Annotated in this window: 17 protein-coding genes; 11 read left to right on the plus strand and 6 right to left on the minus strand. The window is 37.2% G+C overall.

Annotated features, from left to right (window positions below; translation table 11 throughout):
• Positions 1-3: 3 nt before the first annotated feature.
• From lpxA to fabF, 11 genes are all read left to right on the plus strand, one after another.
• Positions 4-801: an acyl-ACP--UDP-N-acetylglucosamine O-acyltransferase gene (gene lpxA, locus ABXT69_RS05000; protein ID WP_416677077.1), complete on the plus strand. Its 798-nt coding sequence runs from the start codon at positions 4-6 to the stop codon at positions 799-801.
• A gap of 15 nt (positions 802-816) precedes the next feature.
• Entirely contained in the window at positions 817-2,346 is a 1,530-nt protein-coding gene (murJ, locus tag ABXT69_RS05005) for a murein biosynthesis integral membrane protein MurJ (RefSeq protein WP_416677079.1), read from the plus strand.
• Positions 2,343-2,609, plus strand: a complete 267-nt coding sequence (locus tag ABXT69_RS05010; protein WP_416677081.1) for an oxidative damage protection protein — start codon at positions 2,343-2,345, stop codon at positions 2,607-2,609. The genes murJ and ABXT69_RS05010 overlap by 4 nt, the downstream gene beginning before the upstream one ends.
• A gap of 23 nt (positions 2,610-2,632) precedes the next feature.
• Positions 2,633-3,259 (plus strand): guanylate kinase, encoded by a 627-nt coding sequence (gene gmk, locus ABXT69_RS05015; RefSeq protein WP_416677082.1) that lies wholly within the window; start codon positions 2,633-2,635, stop codon positions 3,257-3,259.
• A gap of 50 nt (positions 3,260-3,309) precedes the next feature.
• Positions 3,310-4,149 carry an RNA polymerase sigma factor RpoH gene (gene rpoH, locus ABXT69_RS05020; RefSeq protein ID WP_416677084.1) on the plus strand — a complete coding sequence of 280 codons (840 nt, stop codon included), beginning with the start codon at positions 3,310-3,312 and terminating at the stop codon, positions 4,147-4,149.
• Positions 4,150-4,183: 34 nt separating this feature from the next.
• Entirely contained in the window at positions 4,184-4,474 is a 291-nt protein-coding gene (locus ABXT69_RS05025) for a co-chaperone GroES (protein ID WP_416650812.1), read from the plus strand.
• A 12-nt stretch (positions 4,475-4,486) separates the two neighbouring features.
• Positions 4,487-6,127, plus strand: coding sequence for a chaperonin GroEL (groL, locus tag ABXT69_RS05030; protein ID WP_416677085.1), 1,641 nt, complete (start codon positions 4,487-4,489; stop codon positions 6,125-6,127).
• Between the two features lie 83 nt (positions 6,128-6,210).
• A complete protein-coding gene (gene parE / locus ABXT69_RS05035; protein ID WP_416677086.1) occupies positions 6,211-8,094 on the plus strand; it encodes a DNA topoisomerase IV subunit B in 1,884 nt (627 codons plus the stop codon).
• Entirely contained in the window at positions 8,087-8,773 is a 687-nt protein-coding gene (gene queC, locus ABXT69_RS05040; RefSeq protein WP_416677087.1) for a 7-cyano-7-deazaguanine synthase QueC, read from the plus strand. The genes parE and queC overlap by 8 nt, the downstream gene beginning before the upstream one ends.
• Before the next feature lie 64 nt (positions 8,774-8,837).
• Positions 8,838-9,065, plus strand: coding sequence for an acyl carrier protein (gene acpP, locus ABXT69_RS05045; protein ID WP_416677088.1), 228 nt, complete (start codon positions 8,838-8,840; stop codon positions 9,063-9,065).
• Between the two features lie 127 nt (positions 9,066-9,192).
• Positions 9,193-10,434, plus strand: a complete 1,242-nt coding sequence (gene fabF / locus ABXT69_RS05050) for a beta-ketoacyl-ACP synthase II (RefSeq protein ID WP_416677089.1) — start codon at positions 9,193-9,195, stop codon at positions 10,432-10,434.
• A gap of 6 nt (positions 10,435-10,440) precedes the next feature.
• Here fabF and ABXT69_RS05055 read toward each other — a convergent pair whose 3' ends face one another.
• The 6 genes from ABXT69_RS05055 to betB all read right to left on the minus strand — a co-directional run bounded on the left by ABXT69_RS05055 (position 10,441) and on the right by betB (position 18,189).
• Entirely contained in the window at positions 10,441-10,659 is a 219-nt protein-coding gene (locus tag ABXT69_RS05055; RefSeq protein WP_416677091.1) for a hypothetical protein, read from the minus strand.
• Positions 10,660-10,715: 56 nt separating this feature from the next.
• Complete coding sequence (locus tag ABXT69_RS05060; protein ID WP_416677093.1) at positions 10,716-12,641, minus strand: M3 family metallopeptidase; 1,926 nt, start codon at positions 12,639-12,641, stop codon at positions 10,716-10,718.
• A 103-nt stretch (positions 12,642-12,744) separates the two neighbouring features.
• On the minus strand, positions 12,745-13,710 hold the full coding sequence (locus ABXT69_RS05065; protein ID WP_416677095.1) for an NAD(P)-dependent oxidoreductase: 966 nt from the start codon (positions 13,708-13,710) through the stop codon (positions 12,745-12,747).
• Between the two features lie 26 nt (positions 13,711-13,736).
• Positions 13,737-14,939, minus strand: coding sequence for a mandelate racemase/muconate lactonizing enzyme family protein (locus ABXT69_RS05070; RefSeq protein ID WP_416677096.1), 1,203 nt, complete (start codon positions 14,937-14,939; stop codon positions 13,737-13,739).
• Positions 14,940-15,028: 89 nt separating this feature from the next.
• Complete coding sequence (betA, locus tag ABXT69_RS05075; protein WP_416677098.1) at positions 15,029-16,717, minus strand: choline dehydrogenase; 1,689 nt, start codon at positions 16,715-16,717, stop codon at positions 15,029-15,031.
• A gap of 17 nt (positions 16,718-16,734) precedes the next feature.
• Positions 16,735-18,189 (minus strand): betaine-aldehyde dehydrogenase, encoded by a 1,455-nt coding sequence (betB, locus tag ABXT69_RS05080; protein ID WP_416677099.1) that lies wholly within the window; start codon positions 18,187-18,189, stop codon positions 16,735-16,737.
• Positions 18,190-18,222 lie beyond the last annotated feature (33 nt).

Below are 18,222 nucleotides of genomic sequence, written 5' to 3' on the forward strand. Positions count from 1 at the left end.
ATTATGTCTATCCACCCTTCTGCAATTATCCATGAAAGTGCTAAAATTCATAAAAGTGCAGAAATCTCAGCTTATGCAGTAATTGGTGCTAATGTTGAAATAGGTGCTGGAACGGTTATAGATTCTCATGCTGTAGTTGAAGGCCCTACTAAAATTGGTAAAAACAATCATATTTATTCCTTTGCTTCAATTGGTGGAGACCCTCAAGATATTACTTATCAAGATGGTCAAGAAAGTAACCTTGTGATTGGTGATGACAACATGATTAGGGAATTTTGTACAATTAATAGAGGCACTGAAAAAGAAAACTCTCTAACAAGAATTGGCTCGAATAATATGCTCATGTCGTATGTTCATATTGCTCATGATTGTCAACTTGGTGATCATATTATTATGTCTAATAACGCCTCTTTAGCTGGGCATGTTAGAATTTCTGACTGGGCTATCCTTGGTGGCTTTGTTTTAGTAAAACAATTTTGCGGCATAGGTAGACATTCTTATGCTGGTATGGGAAGTCAAATTAATAAAGATATCCCAGACTATATGGTTGCTGCAGGCATTCATCCTAAAATAAGAAGTATTAATTCTGTTGGAATGAAGAGAAGAGGGTTTAGTGCTAGCTCTATTTCGTCTATAAAACGAGCCTTTAAGGTCGTATATCGTGATTCTCAAGGAAGGCTCCTAGATCATGCACTCAGTGAGCTTGAAGCATCAGAATCTGATAGCCATGAAGTTATGCAATTTGTAGAATGTATACGAAACTCAAGAGTGGGCATCATGCGCGGCCCAGTTGATGAATAGATAGCCTTTTCTGTTATGTCTAAGTCTTTCATAAAGTCCAGCAGCATTGTCGCTGCAATGACCTTTATATCAAGAATCTTAGGCCTAGTTCGAGATTTCATTATTGCAAGGCTCTTTGGAGCTAATGAGCTAACTGATTCATTCTTAGTAGCGTTTAGAATACCTAATTTTTTTAGACGTCTATTTGCTGAAGGTGCTTTTTCACAAGCTTTTTTACCAATTTTAGCTGAGTCAAAAGCTAATCAATCTGATGAAGAAGTTCAATTAGTAATTAATCATATTGCTACTAAATTGTTAAGCATACTTATGATTATTACTCTTATTGCAATTGTAATAGCGCCAATAATAATACTTTTATTTGCGTGGGGGTTTTACTTTAAAGCTGACTCAACTCAGTTTCATTTAGCCTCTGATATGCTGCGAATTACATTTCCTTACTTACTTTTAATATCTCTTACTGCCTTATCTGGATCTATCCTTAATACTTATGATAATTTTATAATTCCAGCATTTACTCCAGTATTACTAAATGTTTCATTAATCCTTAGCGCTCTATTTTTATCTAAATACTTGTCCACACCAATTATGGCATTAGCCTGGGGCGTCCTGATTGGAGGAATTATGCAGCTTGGCTTTCAAATTCCATTTTTAAGAAAAATTAAACGACTCCCTAAATTACAGTTTGGCCATCATAATGCACTTTCAATACTTAGAAAAAGAATGCTTCCAGCATTATTTGGGGTGTCAGTATCTCAAATTAATTTATTAGTTGACACAATGATTGCATCAACCCTTATAGCTGGAAGTGTCTCATGGCTGTATTATTCAGATAGGTTGCTAGAGCTTCCTTTAGCTTTAATTGGAATAGCTTTAGCAACTGTTGCACTAGCAAAGCTAAGTAATTATTATGCAAAAAAAGATACTAAAAACTTTATCAATACAATTAATAAAGCTCTTTTGTATGCAATTTTATTAGGACTTCCTGCATGTGCTGGTTTAGTTCTACTTGCAGAAGAGCTAATAATTACACTCTTTCAATATGATGCATTTGATGCCTTATCTGCTAAAAAAACATCTTTAAGTCTTCAGGCATATGGCTCTGGCTTAATGGCGTTCATTGCAATAAAAATCTTTGCACCAATTTTTCTATCAAGAGGAGACACTAAAACTCCTGTTAAAGCTGGCGTAGTTGCAATGGTTTCAAATATAGCTCTAAACTTAATATTAGTTCAGTACTTTGATCATGTTGGCTTAGCAGCTGCAACTTCGATCTCGGCGTTAATTAACGCTGCAATTCTATATTTTTTCTTAATAAAGCAATCAATATTTAGGTTTGATATTACTTTTTATAAAATGCTAGTTAAAGTAATATTTGCAGTCACTATAATGTCGCTGTATATTTATTACTTTGATTCAAGTATAAGTCTTTATCTTGAATCCTCTCTAATAGAGAGGACTATACTTATTTCAAAAACTATTACCATTTCAATAGCTATATATTTTTTAACACTTTATACACTTGGAGTTAGATTAAAACAATTATGAAAGAAGTTCACTGCATTAAATTAGATACAAGGTTAGAGGGACTAGAAAGAGCGCCCTACCCGGGTGATCTTGGTAAAAGGATTCTAGATTCAGTCTCTAAAGAGGCTTGGCAAATGTGGCTTGACCACCAAACCATGTTAATTAATGAAAATAATTTAAACTTATTTGATGAGTCATCACAGAGCTACCTAAAAGAACAAATGGAAAATTACTTCTTTTCAGAGCAAGACATTGATCAAATTGAGGGTTATGTACCAAAATAATTATATGGAAATTTGATTAAAAAATGTCTAATCTATTTATAGTAGCAGCACCTTCAGGATGCGGAAAAACATCTCTTGTTGAGTCTTTAATTAATGGCACTAAAAACCTTCGTGTTTCTATATCTCATACGACACGAAAGCCAAGAGCTGATGAGGTTAATGGAACTAATTATCACTTTGTTTCAGTTTCTGAATTTCAAAAAATGGTGAGTGATGATGCATTTATTGAGCATGCTGTGGTCTTTGAAAACCTCTATGGGACTTCTAAAAAACTAATTAATGACAATCTTAACATTAATATAGATGTCATCCTAGAAATTGACTGGCAAGGTGCTCGTCAAGTTAAGCAGAACTTACCTAGTGCAATTAGTATATTTATTTTGCCGCCTTCAAAAGAAGCCTTAGAACTAAGGCTCAAGAATAGGGCTCAAGACGATGAGCCAATCATAAAAAAAAGAATGCTGGATGCAGAAAATCAAATGAGTCACTTCAACGAATTTGACTATCTAGTCATTAATGACAATTTTAATGCTGCATTAGCTGATCTAGAATCAATAATATCCTTCTCAAACAATCTATCTAAGCGCTCTCATCTGTCTTTAGAAGAGCAGTCAATCAAACACAAAAAACTACTTAAAAAATTGATATAACTGAAAAATTTGGTATAATTTAGCCCTAAATTATCATTTTAAGAAGATTTATGAGTGATTTTGCATTATCGATAAAAAATACATCTAGAGATCTAGAGGTACAAAAGTACCCTCCAATTCTAACTCCGGAACAAGAATATGAATTGGCTATTGAGCTCTATGAGAATGGAAGTTTATCCGCTGCACAAAGACTTGTTCTTGCTCATATGAGATTCGTTGCATTTATTGCGCACAGCTATAAAGGGTATGGTCTTGAAAATGCTGATCTAATTCAAGAAGGTACGATTGGTTTAATGAAAGCAGTTAAACGCTTTAATCCTCATAAAAAAGTTAGGCTATCGTCTTTTGCTGTTTATTGGATTCGTGCAGAAATTCATGAATACATCTTTAAAAACTGGAAAATTGTTAAAGTAGCTACAACTAAAGCACAAAGAAAGCTTTTCTTTAAACTCAGAAAAGCAAAGGCAAATATTTTTCAGTCTCTAACAAGTGAGCAAGCCAAAATAATTGCAGAAGATCTTGGCGTTAAAGAAAAAGATGTTATTGAAATGGAATCTAGGCTTCAGCTCAGCGATGTTGCTTTTGAGGTTAATGATGACGATGATACTTATACTCCAGAGCACTACATCTCAGATCCTGGTAAAAATCCTGAACAATTAGTATTAAATGATAAAAACCAAGAAGATCAACATAATAAGCTTTATCAAGCACTTTCTTCTTTAGATGAAAGAAGTATCGATATTTTACAAGCAAGGTACTTGAAAGAAGAAAAATTGACCCTACATACTTTAGCAGACAAGTATGGCGTTTCTGCTGAAAGGGTTCGTCAACTTGAAAACAAAGCTATTAAAAAGCTTAAAGAACGTCTAGAAGGCCAAGTAGACCTTTAACGACAAATTTTGTAGTTCAACACCAGGAGAGAATATGGAAATCCGTCCCTTACATGACCGTGTCATTGTGCGAAGAGTAGAAGAAAAGAAAACAACAGCAAGTGGTTTAATTATCCCTGATTCATCAACTGAAAAGCCATCTAGAGGTGAAGTTGTTGCGGCTGGAAATGGCAGAATTAGTACCCAAGGAGATTTAATTCCTTTGGATGTGAAGGTTGGCGATATAGTAATGTTTGGTCAATACTCAGGTGCGGAAATCACTGTAGCAGAAGAAAAGCTTCTAGTGATGAGCGAAGATGAAATTGTTGCAGTAATTGAAGAATAAAGGAGAAATATAATGTCAGCAAAAGACGTAAAATTCGGCTCAGAAGCCAGAGATTTAATGATGTCAGGTGTTAATACGCTTGCAAATGCAGTTAAAGTAACGCTTGGACCAAAAGGAAGAAATGTAGTTATTGATAAATCATTTGGTGCTCCATCAATTACTAAAGATGGTGTCTCAGTTGCTCAAGAAATCGAACTTGAAGGTAAGTTTGAAAATATGGGCGCTCAAATGGTTAAAGAAGTAGCATCTAAAACAAATGATATTGCTGGTGACGGAACTACTACAGCAACTGTACTAGCTCAGTCTTTAATCTCAGAAGGCGTTAAGTCAGTCGCAGCAGGAATGAACCCTATGGACCTAAAAAGAGGTATTGATAAGGCTACCGAAGTTGTTGTTGCAGCGTTACAAAAAGCATCTCAACCCTGTAAAGATAGCGAAGCAATTGCTCAGGTTGCAACTATTTCAGCAAATTCAGACACATCTGTTGGTGAAATTATTGCTAAGGCAATGGAAAAAGTTGGAAAAGAAGGTGTAATTACTGTTGAAGAAGGCTCAACACTTGAAAATGAACTTGATGTTGTTGAAGGAATGCAGTTTGATCGTGGATATCTTTCTCCATATTTCATAAATAATCAAGAGTCTATGACTTCTGATTTAGAGCATCCATATATTTTGCTTCATGATTCTAAAATTGCAAACATTCGTGACTTACTGCCAGCACTAGAAGCAGTTCAAAAAGCTGGCAAACCACTTCTAATAATTGCCGAAGATATTGAAGGTGAAGCGCTTGCAACTCTTGTTGTTAATAACATGCGTGGTATTGTCAAAGTAGCTGCTGTTAAAGCACCTGGATTTGGTGATCGCCGTAAAGCTATATTAGAAGATATAGCCGTCCTTACTGGAGCTACAGTTATTTCTGAAGAAGTTGGCTTATCACTTGAAGGTGTTACTGAAGAGCATCTAGGTACTGCAAAACGTATTGAAATTGGTAAGGATAATACAACTTTGATTGATGGATCAGGAGCTAAAAAAGCTATTGTAAGCCGTGTTGGCCAAATTAAAACTCAAATAGAAGCTACTAGCTCTGATTATGATAAAGAAAAGCTTCAAGAGCGCTTAGCTAAACTTTCTGGTGGTGTTGCAGTAATTAAAGTTGGTGCAGCGACAGAAGTTGAAATGAAAGAGAAAAAAGACCGTGTTGATGATGCGCTTCATGCTACACGCGCTGCAGTGGAAGAAGGCGTTGTTCCAGGCGGTGGCGTTGCTTTTGTTCGCGCTATCTCATCACTGAGCTCACTTAAGGGTGATAACAGTGACCAGGACGTTGGAATTGGCATTTGCAGGCGCGCTTTAGAAGAGCCTCTTAGACAAATCGTTTCTAATGGTGGAGGCGAAGCTTCTGTCGTTTTAAATGAAGTCTTAAAAGGTAAAGGAAACTTTGGCTATAACGCGGCATCTGAAGAATATGGCGACATGCTTAAAATGGGTATCTTAGACCCAACTAAGGTTTCTCGCGCAGCGCTTCAGCATGCAGCAAGCATCTCTGGTTTAATGATAACTACTGAAGCAATGATTACTGATAAGCCTCAAGATTCTGGACCTGCAATGCCTGATATGGGCGGCATGGGTGGTGGAATGCCAGGCATGATGTAAAACTATTTGTCTTTATAAAAAAAGCCCCATTTTTTGGGGCTTTTTTTTGGTATTATGTCAGCCAATTACAACCAATACATCATATGTCTAATTACGACGCGTCATCAATAGAAGTACTAACTGGCCTGGAGCCAGTCAAAAAACGCCCAGGAATGTATACCGATACTGAAAGTCCAAATCACCTCGCTCAAGAAATAGTTGATAACAGTGTTGATGAAGCTGTTTCTGGCTATGCAACTCAAATCAACGTAACTCTTCATAAAGATAATTCTATGTCTGTTGAAGACAATGGCAGAGGAATACCTGTAGATATTCATCCAAAAGAAGGAACGCCTGCTGTTGAGGTTATCCTTACAAAACTTCATGCTGGCGGCAAGTTCTCAAATGATTCTTATCAATTCTCTGGTGGACTTCATGGGGTAGGAATTTCTGTTGTGAACGCCCTATCGACTTCAATTGAAATCTGGATAAAAAGAGATTCAAAGCAATACTATATGCAATTTGAATCAGGCGCTAAATCAAAAGATTTAGAGGAAATAGGAGAGGTTGGTAAGCGAAATACTGGAACTTTAATAAAGTTCTCGCCAGATCCTCAATATTTTGATACTGTAAAGTTTTCAATCAAAAACTTAAGGCATAATCTTCGCTCTAAAGCAGTACTTTGCCCTGGGCTTGAAGTTAACTTTGTAAACGAAATTGATGAAACAACAGATAAATGGCTCTTTGTAGATGGTATTAAAGACTACCTTCAAGCTTCTCTAGATGGGTTAGATTGCATTCCCACAATACCTTTTGTAATCTCTAGTAAAACGAAAGAGGAGCAGCTTAATTGCGCACTAACTTGGACTGAAAATACTACAAATACTACGGCTGAAAGCTTTGTAAACTTGATTCCTACAATTGGTGGAGGAACTCACGTTAATGGACTCCGATCTGGATTAACAGATGCGTTAAAAGAGTTTTGTGAGTTCAGAAGCCTTATACCAAAAAATATTAAATTAACGCCTGATGATGTTTGGCAAAATATTGCCTTTGTATTGTCAATTAAAATTCTTGATCCGCAGTTTTCAGGCCAGACAAAGGAAAGACTATCTTCACGTGAGTGCGCCTCTTTTGTTTCAGGAGTAGTTAAAGACTCATTTAGTTTATGGCTAAACCAGCATACTGATATAGCTGAAAAAATTGCTGAACTAGCAATCCTTAATGCTCAAGTAAGATTAAAAACTGCCAAGAAAGTTATTCGTAAAAAAATCGTAAGCGGTCCAGCGCTTCCTGGAAAGCTATCTGACTGTACCAGTGTTGATCTCGATCAAACTGAAGTTTTTTTAGTTGAAGGAGACTCTGCTGGAGGCTCAGCAAAACAGGCTAGAGACAAAGAGTATCAAGCCATATTACCACTTAGAGGTAAAATTCTTAATACATGGGAAGTTGACTCTTCTCAAGTTCTTGCCTCAAATGAAATTCATGATATAAGTGTTGCAATTGGCTTAGAGCCTGATAATAGTGATCTTTCTGGGCTTCGATATGGAAAGGTTTGTATCTTAGCTGATGCTGACTCAGATGGACTTCATATTGCTACCCTTATTTGCGCTTTATTTGTTAAGCACTTCCCTAAGCTAGTTAAAGAAGGTCATGTCTATGTGGCAATGCCGCCTCTATATAGGATTGATGCAGGAAAGCAGGTATTCTACGCCCTAGATGATAAAGAGAAAGATGCATTTGAAGCCAAACTTGCAAAGGAAAATAGTCGTCAAAAAATTCAAGTTCAAAGATTTAAAGGATTAGGTGAGATGAATCCAAAGCAGCTTAGAGAAACAACCATGCAGCCAGATACTAGAAGATTAATTCAGTTGACTCTTAATCACCCACTTCAGGTTGCAGAAACTATGGACATGCTGCTTTCTAAAAAAAGAGCTTCAGACCGTAAATCTTGGTTAGAGACCAAAGGTAATCTGGCAAATGTCTAAAGCGATTGTTTTGTTATCTGGCGGCTTAGACTCAACAACCGTACTTGCAATTGCAAAAGCTCATGATTTTGAGTGTTATGCGCTAAGTTTTGATTATGGTCAAAAGCAACGCTCTGAGCTAGAATCTGCAAAAACTATTGCCAAGCAATCTAAAGTTGTAGAGCATCGCATTATGAAAATCTCCCTAGCTGATATTGGAGGCTCTGCTTTAACAGATGACAAAATAGATGTTCCAAAGTACTCTAAAAGTGATGAAATCCCTGTCACTTATGTTCCAGCTCGAAATACTATTTTCTTATCTTTTGCACTAGCATGGGCTGAAGTAATTGACTGTCAAAAAATTTATATTGGCGTAAATGCTCTTGATTATTCTGGCTATCCTGATTGCAGGCCTGAATTTATTAAAGCATTTGAAGATATGGCAAATCTGGCAACAAAGCAATCTGTTGAAGGTGAAAAAATTGAAATTAAAACGCCTTTAATTAGTATGACCAAAGCAGAAATCATCCAAAAAGGATTAAGTCTTGGTGTTGACTACTCACAAACTATTAGCTGTTACCTAGCTAACTCAAATGGTGAGGCTTGTGGCGAGTGTGATGCATGCGTACTTAGGATAAATGGCTTTAACAATGCAAACATTAAGGATCCAACTTTTTATCAATTAATATTTAAAATTTAGCGCTATTTAAATGTTTTTTGAAGATAAAATATAAACTTTTAAACAATTAAGGATTTAACTCAAAATGAGTATTGAAGATAGAGTACGTAAAGTTGTAAGTGAGCAGTTAGATGTTAGTAGTGAAATTGACAATAATGCTTCATTTATCGATGATTTAGGGGCTGATTCATTAGATACTGTAGAACTTGTAATGTCTCTTGAAGAAGAGTTTGATTGTGAAATTGCAGACGAAGAAGCAGAAAATATTACTACAATTCAACAAGCAATAGATTATATCAACGCAAACACTTAATAAACTTCAATAAATCTTATAAGGCGTTTACTTTAAAAAGTAATACGCCTTTTTTTACGCAACATTTATCTCTCAAATTAAATAACTTATATAAATTTACTTTGTTAACTTTAAAAGAAAATCTACTATGAATAAAAGAAGAGTTGTAATTACTGGATTAGGTATTGTAAGCCCAGTAGGTAACACTGTTAATGATGCTTGGGCTAATATTATTAATTGCGTTTCTGGTATAGCGCCAATAACAAATATTGATACTGAGAATCAAGCTGTTAAATTTGGAGGCGCTGTTAAACATTTCGATGTGTCTCAATACTTAAGCCCTAAAGAGGCCAAAAAAATGGATATATTTATTCATTATGGTATGGCGGCTGGAATACAAGCTTTTGAAGATAGTGGCATTGAGGTAACAGACGAAAATGCTGAGAGAATTGGAGTTGCAATTGGTGCTGGCATTGGCGGACTAACTACAATTGAAAAAACAGCAGATCTTTTTAGAGAGAAAGGGCCCAAGAGAATTTCCCCATTCTTTGTACCCTCTTCCATTATCAACATGGTCTCTGGGAACATGTCTATTAAATTTGGCCTTAAAGGACCAAATTTTGCAATTGTAACTGCGTGTACAACTGGAACTCATAATATTGGTGACGCCTCAAGAATAATTGAATATGGTGACGCTGACGTTATGATTGCTGGAGGAACTGAAATGTCAACAACTAACTGTGGCCTTGGTGGCTTTGCTGCAGCTCGAGCACTCTCCACTAGAAACGATGACCCAGAAACTGCTTCAAGACCTTGGGACGTTGATAGAGATGGCTTTGTTCTTGGTGACGGTGCAGGTGTTGTCGTTCTTGAGGAGTATGAGCACGCTAAAAAACGTGGGGCACACATTTATGGAGAACTTTCAGGATACGGCATGAGTAGTGATGCATATCATATGACGCTTCCATCAGAAGGCGGCGAAGGTGCTGCAAGATGCATGAAAAATGCTATGAATAATGCCGGTATCAATCCGAATCAGCTAGATTATATTAATGCTCATGGAACCTCGACTCCAGCTGGAGACGCCGCTGAAACAGAGGCCGCTAAACTAGCTTTAGGTTCACACTCAAAAAATATTGTTATGAGCTCAACTAAATCAATGACTGGCCATCTTTTGGGCGCTGCAGGAGGAATTGAGGCAGTATTTACAACTCTTGCAATTAGAGATCAAGTAGCGCCTCCCACAATAAATATATTTAATCAGGACCCACAATGTGACTTAGACTATGCTGCGAATGAAGCAAGAGAAATGAAGATTAATCATGCAATTTCAAACTCTTTTGGGTTTGGCGGAACAAATGGCTCACTTGTAATATCTAAAGTCCCTTAAAGAACCCTAGTTGTCTTCTAGTATTATTCCGGCAGTGTCGGCTAACTCTTGATCTGAAATCATGCCTGCTACAAGCTTATAGATTCTAATTCCCCCATTTGTAACACTATTTAAAGCTTCTTTCTTAAGGATAATTAACTGCCAGCTTTGATCATTAGATTTGAATTGAAAGGCGCCGCCAATTAAGGCTAAAGCAAGAATTGCACCTAACAAATATTTAATCATCAGTTTTTTTCCACTAGCGAACACAAATAAATCATATTTTACCAAGTTTATATATCTTAAATTGAGATTCCAGAAGACTTTAAGAGGCCTTCCATTTTAGGCTTGCCGCCACGAAATTTGATATATTGTTCCATAAAGTCAAGACTGCCTCCAACTTCAAGAATAAATCTTCGGAAATCATCAGCAGATTTAGACTCAATTCCACCATTATCTTTAACAAATTCGTAAGCATCTGCAGCCAACACCTCAGCCCATTTATAGCTGAAGTAGCCAGCTGCATAACCACCACTAAAAATATGGGAAAAAGAATTAAGGAATCTATTCTCATCAATAACTGGCACTAAAGCGGTTTTCTCTCTCACGCTATCTAGAACTTTATATGTATCTATGTTTGAAATATGAGTATTTATATCCCATAGCGAAAATTCACACTGCCTAAGCATCTGGAGCCCTGATTGAAAGTTTTTAGAGTCAATCACTTTATTAAATAATTCTTCAGGTAATTTTTCACCCGTTTCCCAGTGACCCGAAATTAAATCAATTACGCCTCTTTCATAACAAAAATTTTCCATATATTGACTAGGGAGCTCAACGCCATCCCATGGAACGCCGCTAATTCCAGCTGCACATGGAAAAGTAACTTTAGTTAATAAATGATGAAGCGCGTGACCAAACTCATGAAAAATAGTCACAATCTCATCAAAATCAAACAACGCTGGCTTACCATCTTTAGGTGAGTTTAAATTACAAACAACAAATGCAACTGGTAAGGAGTCTTTATATAATCCTTGGAAATCTGACATCCAAGCCCCACCTCGTTTATTTTTTCTTGCATAAACGTCAAAATATATTTTTCCAATTGGCCCGTCTTCATCCTCTAACATTATTACTCTAACATCAGGATGATAGCATTCCTCTTCCACCTCAGTAAGCGTTACACTATAAAGATTTTGAATCGTTTCAAATAAACCGCTAAGAACACTACTCTCTGGAAAATAGGGCTTTAAATCAGCGCTCTTAAACTTAAACACTTTTTGCTTTAATTTCTCTGAGTAGAACATTAAGTCCCATGGCATTAAATCATGTCCAGCAAAAGCCTCTAGATCTTTTAATTCAGTCGTTGCTTGAAAGTGAGATAGATCTACTAACTTCTCTAGAAAATCTATGACTGATTCGGGTGAGTCTACCATTTTGGATTGAACCGAGTATTCTGCATAGTTTGATAAGCCCAGAAGGATAGACATTTCTGAGCGTAATTTTAAGATCTCATCCATAACCTTGCGGTTATCGAATTTAACTGGAGTAATTCCAACATCAGACGCTCTTGAAATATATGCTCTATAAACTTCCTCTCTTAAGCCTCTATTCTCAGCGTAAGTCATAAGATCAATGTAGACTGGTATTTGAAGATTTACAACGTACTCATCTCCATCTCTAACCTTGGAAAGCTCTGCCTCACTATATCCATTCAAATCATCAATAGAGACTGACTTTTTCCAGGAGTTAGTTGCTTGTAAAACATTTTTAGAAAACTGATTACTTAAAACGCTTAACCTTTCTTGAATCTCTTTAAATCTTTTAGAGTCACTCCCCTTAAGGGCAACTCCTGAAAGCTCAAAACCCTTAATTGAGTCTTTAACAATATGCTTTTGCTGATCATTAAGGCTTGTATTTTTAACTCTTTTAAATGCTTCATACAAGTCTTCATTAGCGCCAAGATCACTATAGTAGTTAGAGATTATTGGTAAGGTTTTTTCGTAGTCCTTGTTAAACTTTTCAGAAAACATAACTGCATTAAGATGAGAGTTAACGCTCATCTCTTTGCCAATAAGATGTTCATTATTATCAAGCACACCCACCACACTCTCCCAATCATTACCTTTACTTGCAAGTACCGATTGCTTAATACCATCTTTTACAACCTGGGAAATATTAAGAACGATATCTTTTGGCTTAAAGTCTGGAGTTTGATTGCTATTCATAATAGGGCTAATTTAAAAAAAAGTTAATGAATTTTAATATATTTAGATGACTTTATAGAGCTTGCTGAAAATATTAATTTTTAAGCTTTAATTACTAAAAAAACTAAATATCTTTTCGGCCTTTAATTATTACTTCATAGCCTTTTTCTTCTGGCTCATCATCAATCATTTCAGCTGGAAAACCATCGCCCAACACTTCAACATTGGCCCTTTCTTCAAGCCTCCTAATGATGTTTGGAGAAAGCTCACGTGGCCCGTATCTCTTCTCACCATCTTTAAAAATCTCAACAATTAAAGGGGCAATTTCTAAATCCAGCCCTTTTCTCTGAGCAAGCTCATTAAAAATTCCAATATCCTTAGAAACCAAATCCATTGTAAAGCTTATATCTCTGCTGCCATTAAGAATAACCTGAGATTCAGTCTCATGGACAAATGAAGTTCCAGAAGATGCTTTGATCGCCTCATAAGTTACGTTCATATCCATTCCAAGCATCTTCATTGTTGTTAGCGCTTCTGCTATCGAAGCAAGGTTAACCGTAGCTAAGTAATTGGTCATAACTTTTAGAGTTGAGGCAGTTCCTAAGTCACCAGTATGAAGCACTCGTCTTCCCATGGTGGTTAGTATTGGCAAAGCTCTTTCAAAAGCCTCTCTTGAGCATCCAGCAAAGATTGAAATATTACCTGTATCAGCCCTATGGCAGCCACCTGAAACAGGGCAATCAATTGGTAATGCACCAATTGCTTCAACTAAAGCACCAATTCTTCGAATCTCAGCCTCATCTGTAGTGCTCATCTCAAGCCAAATTTTCCCTTTGCTTAATCCCGATAAGATCCCATCAGAAGATTCCATAACTTCAGAGCAGGCTTTTGGAGACGGTAAACAAGTAATAACCACATCACATTTCTTTGCCATTTCTTGAGGCGAGCCAACACTCTTTGCTCCTCTTTCAATAAACTCATTAACAAGAGAAGAGTTAAGATCATGAACTGTAAGGTCAAAACCATTTCTTAAAATACTGCCTGCAAGTTTGCCACCTGCATTCCCTAAACCAATAAAACCTACTTTCATCTATATCTCCAAAAAACTACAAATTTTTAATCTTCATCAACATAGTAAGGTTTTGTATCCATCGAAAGATGGAGCTTTTTTCCTTTATAAGGTGAATTCGCTTCAATAACTTTAAGGTTAAGATCTATCCCTAATCCTGGTTTGTCTGAAGGAATAATATTTCCTTTACTCCAATCAAGAGGCTGCATCAGTACATCTGAGTGAAAGCCATCCCAAGTCCCAATACTTTCCATAATTAGGAAGTTTGGTGTTGCAGTAGCGAGCTGTATACTAGCTGCAGCTCCTACTGGGCCATTATAAATATGCGGGGCAATCTGAGCATAAAAAACTTCAGAAAGGCTCGCAATTTTCTTGGCCTCTAAAATACCGCCAACTCGCCCTAAATTCATTTGAATTATTGACGCAGAGTTATTTTTTAAAATATCAAAAAACTCATACTTTGTTGTTAAACGCTCTCCAGTAGCAACTGGAATACTTGTCTTACTTGCAACTTCTGCCATTGCACTTGACTGGCCCGGAGGAACAGGCTCTTCAAACCACAAAGGGTCAAACTTTTCAAGCCTCTTAGCTAGCCGCACAGCTGAAGCGGGAGTTAACTGTCCATGAGTCCCAATAAGAAGGTCACAGTTATCTCCAACAGCCTCTCTTACTTTTTGGCAATAATTTTCGCAGTGCTTTAAGCGGCTCAGTGATATTTGATGTCCAGAGAATATTGAATAAGGGCCAGCTGGATCAAACTTAACTGCACTGAAGCCCTGCTCCATAAAATTTATAGCAGACTCAGCGCCTAAGTCTGGATCATCATAATTAAGCACTCCATTTTTGTCTTTTGGGTATAGATATGTATATGACCTTAGCTTGTCATGAACCTTGCCCCCTATAAGCTCATATATTGGCTTATTTGCAGCTTTTCCAATAATATCCCAACAAGACATCTCTAGCCCACTTAATACCCCCATCATTGTCAAATCTGGCCTTTGAGTAAAGCCACTTGAAAAACACTCTCTAAAAAAGCGCTCAATATGATGTGGGTCATGGCCCTTTAGGTATCGATCAAAGACATCTTGAGTTGCCTTAACAACAACTTCAGGATGAAAGGAGGCTGAATATATCTCTCCAATCCCAACAATGCCGCACTTAGTTTCAATAGAAAGGAAGATCCAATACATTCCACCAATATGAGGCTTTGGGGTACCAACTATATAAGTATTTAATTTTACGACTTCCATGCCATATTTTTAGTAATTTATATTGATGTAATTTTTATACGGATTTATAAGAATAAGCAAGTTATTTTGTTTACGAAAAATTATTTACTTTACGACGCCCTATAAGGTTGGCCTGATCGTTGGGTTTTTTGCCAATCTGAATCAATCCAGACATCGGCTTCAGAAGCTTTGAGTGGCTTATTTCCTAATACGATATCCGCCATTTTTTCAGCTAACATAATTGTTGGTCCATTAAGATTTCCATTTGGAATTGTTGGAAATATAGAAGAATCAATCACTCTTAACTTTTCAATACCATTTACTTTACCTTGATTATCAACAACGGTCATAGGGTCACTTAAGTCACCCATTTTGCAAGAACAAGATGGGTGGTATGCGCTTTCAACATTTGCCCTAACCCAAGAATCTATTTGATCATCACTTCTTACCTCTAATCCTGGGCTTGCTTCACCCGCATTATATTCGTCCAGTGCTGGTTGACTTAAAACCTCACGAGTCAATCGAATACAATCACGCCAATCTTGTCTATCTTGCTCGCTCTCCAAATAGTTAAATAGGATTGTTGGCTTAGCTTGTGGGTCTGAGCTATTAATCTTAATACTGCCTCGACTGCTAACTTTATTGACGCCTGCATGAACTTGATACCCATGCCCCTTCATTGCTGCGTTTCCGTCATATCGCATTGCAGCTGGGAGAAAATGATACTGAATATTAGGCCATTCAAGGCCTGCACGAGAACGAATAAAACCACAAGATTCAAAATGATTTGTTGCGCCGAGTCCTGACTTAGATAGAATCCAGCGCACACCAATAAGACCCTTACTAAATAAGTTTAATTTACTGTTAAGTGTAATTGGCTTTTTACAATGATATTGAAAATATACCTCAAGATGGTCCTGAAGATTCTCGCCAACACCTGGCAATTCATGTTGCAGCTCAACTCCAGCATCTTTTAGAACATTTTTTGGACCAATCCCAGATAACTGAAGTAGCTGAGGTGAACCAATTGACCCAGCACAAAGTATCACCTCTGTATTCGCATTCAATATTTTAGTTTGACCGTTAATTGAATACTCAACTCCAGTTGCAACTTTATTCTTTAGAATTACTCGCTGAACAAGCACTCCAGTTAGTATTGTAAGGTTTGATCTATTTTTAGCTGGCTTAATATAGGCATTTGATGTAGAAGAGCGAACACCACTTCCAACGGTCATGTGCATTGGACCAAAGCCCTCCTGTTGCTGACCATTATAATCCGCAGTTTCAGGATAACCAGCCTCCACTCCAGCATTAATAAAGGCTCGATAAAGAGGATTTAATTTCATGTTATTACCATTTGAAGTTGCCACAGGACCACTACCTCCACGGTAGTTATCTTCCCCCAAATGCCATTTTTCAGAGCGCTTAAAATATGGCAGACAATTTTTGTATGACCAACCCTCTGCCCCTTGCTTCTCCCATTGGTCAAAATCACGCGCATGGCCTCGCACATAAACCATTCCATTTATGGAGGAAGAACCTCCCATCACTTTGCCTCTAGGACAATGCATTTTTCGATTATCAAGAAAAGGCTCTGGCTGAGTATGAAATTGCCATGCATACTTATCAGTATTCATAGGGTATGACAGTGCAGTTGGCATTTGAATCATTATGTTTTTATCACTACCTCCATTTTCTAGAAGTAATACTCTATTTTCACCTGACTCAGTCAAACGATTTGCCAAAACGCAGCCCGCGGAACCGGCACCTATAACAATATAATCAAACTCATTACTCATATATTTCTTAGCCTATATTAATAAGGACTCTCAACATCATCCAACCGAACAAAAATACTTTTAATTTGTGTATAGCTCTTCAAAGTTTCGGGGCCATTTTCACGGCCTATTCCAGACTCTTTATAGCCTCCAACTGGCATTTCAGCAGGAGAATCTCCCCAACTATTAATCCAGCAAATTCCTGCCTCTAATTGATTAATAACTCGGTGCGCCCGATTAATGTTTTGCGTAAAAACGCCAGCCGCTAAACCAAACTTAGTATCGTTTGCCCTGCCAATTACTTCTGCCTCATCATCAAAGCGCAGAATGGACATTACTGGCCCAAAAATTTCATCAGTAACGTGCTCAGAATCGTCTTTACAATCTGCAAAAATTGTTGGCTCTACAAAAAACCCATTTTCTGTTTCTTTGGATTTATGACGATTTCCACCAAGAATAAGTCGAGCGCCTGATTTTTTAGCTTTATCAATATAATCCATAACCTTATCAAGATGCTTTGAGCTTATTAAAGCGCCCATCTGAGTATCTAAATCCATTGGATCACCTAGTTTTATTTTTTTACTTCTCTGACAGACTTTTTCTATAAATTTATCGTAAATACCAGATTGCACAAACACCCTTGTTCCATTGGTGCAAACCTCACCTTGAGTATAAAAGTTTGCAAGAAGCGCTCCAGAGATTGCATTATCAATATCAGCGTCATTAAAAATAATTAATGGCGACTTACCTCCAAGTTCCAAAGTTACCTCTTTAAGGCTTCCAGCTGCATCTGCCATTATCTTCTTTCCCGTTCCACTTTCTCCAGTAAAAGAAATTTTAGCAACTCTTGGATGTCGAGTTAAGTACTGGCCAACGCGATAGTCACCTTGGACGACATTAAATACTCCTGGAGGCATCCCTGCTTCTGAATATATTTCAGCAAGCTTTAAAGCGCTAAGTGGAGTTTCTTCAGAAGGTTTAAATACCATTGAATTCCCAGCAGCCAAACAAGCAGCAGATTTCCAGCAAGCAATTTGAATAGGATAGTTCCAAGCACCAATACCAGCACAAACCCCTAAAGGCTCTCTTTTTGAAATGTAAAAGGTACTCGAGTTTAAATCTTGCTGAGCGCCCTGCAAACCCGGGGCAATGCCCGCATAATATTCAATTACATCTGCACCAGAATGGATATCAACACAATTAGCTTCCTGTAATGGCTTACCGCAATCAGCAACCTCTAATGCAGCAAGTTCATTGTTTCTTTCACGCAAAATAGAAACTGCTTTTAGTAAGATTCGACCTCTTTCAACGGCCGTCATCTTGCTCCACACAGCAAAACCCTTCTCAGCTGATTTAATAGCTGCCTCAACATCACTCTCACTAGCTTGGTCTATAAGAGCTATAACTTGCCCATTTGCAGGGTTAATAGACTCAAAAGTTTCACTAGAATTAGATTTTAAATAGGCGCCATGAATATATAAATGTTCTATCATAAACCTTAATAAGTATCAAATTGTAAAAAACAA

It is taken from the genome of Candidatus Pseudothioglobus sp. Uisw_016, from assembly GCF_048087635.1.
Lineage (GTDB): Bacteria > Pseudomonadota > Gammaproteobacteria > PS1 > Pseudothioglobaceae > Pseudothioglobus.

Bases quoted from the DNA above. Each gene is read 5' to 3' on its own strand.
- ABXT69_RS05025 (WP_416650812.1), top strand. From the start codon at position 4,184: ATGGAAATCCGTCCCTTACATGACCGTGTCATTGTGCGAAGAGTAGAA.
- queC (WP_416677087.1), top strand. From the start codon at position 8,087: ATGTCTAAAGCGATTGTTTTGTTATCTGGCGGCTTAGACTCAACAACC.
- rpoH (WP_416677084.1), top strand. From the start codon at position 3,310: ATGAGTGATTTTGCATTATCGATAAAAAATACATCTAGAGATCTAGAG.
- ABXT69_RS05070 (WP_416677096.1), bottom strand. From the start codon at position 14,939: ATGGAAGTCGTAAAATTAAATACTTATATAGTTGGTACCCCAAAGCCT.
- murJ (WP_416677079.1), top strand. From the start codon at position 817: ATGTCTAAGTCTTTCATAAAGTCCAGCAGCATTGTCGCTGCAATGACC.
- parE (WP_416677086.1), top strand. From the start codon at position 6,211: ATGTCTAATTACGACGCGTCATCAATAGAAGTACTAACTGGCCTGGAG.
- acpP (WP_416677088.1), top strand. From the start codon at position 8,838: ATGAGTATTGAAGATAGAGTACGTAAAGTTGTAAGTGAGCAGTTAGAT.
- ABXT69_RS05060 (WP_416677093.1), bottom strand. From the start codon at position 12,641: ATGAATAGCAATCAAACTCCAGACTTTAAGCCAAAAGATATCGTTCTT.
- ABXT69_RS05010 (WP_416677081.1), top strand. From the start codon at position 2,343: ATGAAAGAAGTTCACTGCATTAAATTAGATACAAGGTTAGAGGGACTA.
- ABXT69_RS05055 (WP_416677091.1), bottom strand. From the start codon at position 10,659: ATGATTAAATATTTGTTAGGTGCAATTCTTGCTTTAGCCTTAATTGGC.
- fabF (WP_416677089.1), top strand. From the start codon at position 9,193: ATGAATAAAAGAAGAGTTGTAATTACTGGATTAGGTATTGTAAGCCCA.
- groL (WP_416677085.1), top strand. From the start codon at position 4,487: ATGTCAGCAAAAGACGTAAAATTCGGCTCAGAAGCCAGAGATTTAATG.
- ABXT69_RS05065 (WP_416677095.1), bottom strand. From the start codon at position 13,710: ATGAAAGTAGGTTTTATTGGTTTAGGGAATGCAGGTGGCAAACTTGCA.
- betB (WP_416677099.1), bottom strand. From the start codon at position 18,189: ATGATAGAACATTTATATATTCATGGCGCCTATTTAAAATCTAATTCT.
- gmk (WP_416677082.1), top strand. From the start codon at position 2,633: ATGTCTAATCTATTTATAGTAGCAGCACCTTCAGGATGCGGAAAAACA.
- lpxA (WP_416677077.1), top strand. From the start codon at position 4: ATGTCTATCCACCCTTCTGCAATTATCCATGAAAGTGCTAAAATTCAT.
- betA (WP_416677098.1), bottom strand. From the start codon at position 16,717: ATGAGTAATGAGTTTGATTATATTGTTATAGGTGCCGGTTCCGCGGGC.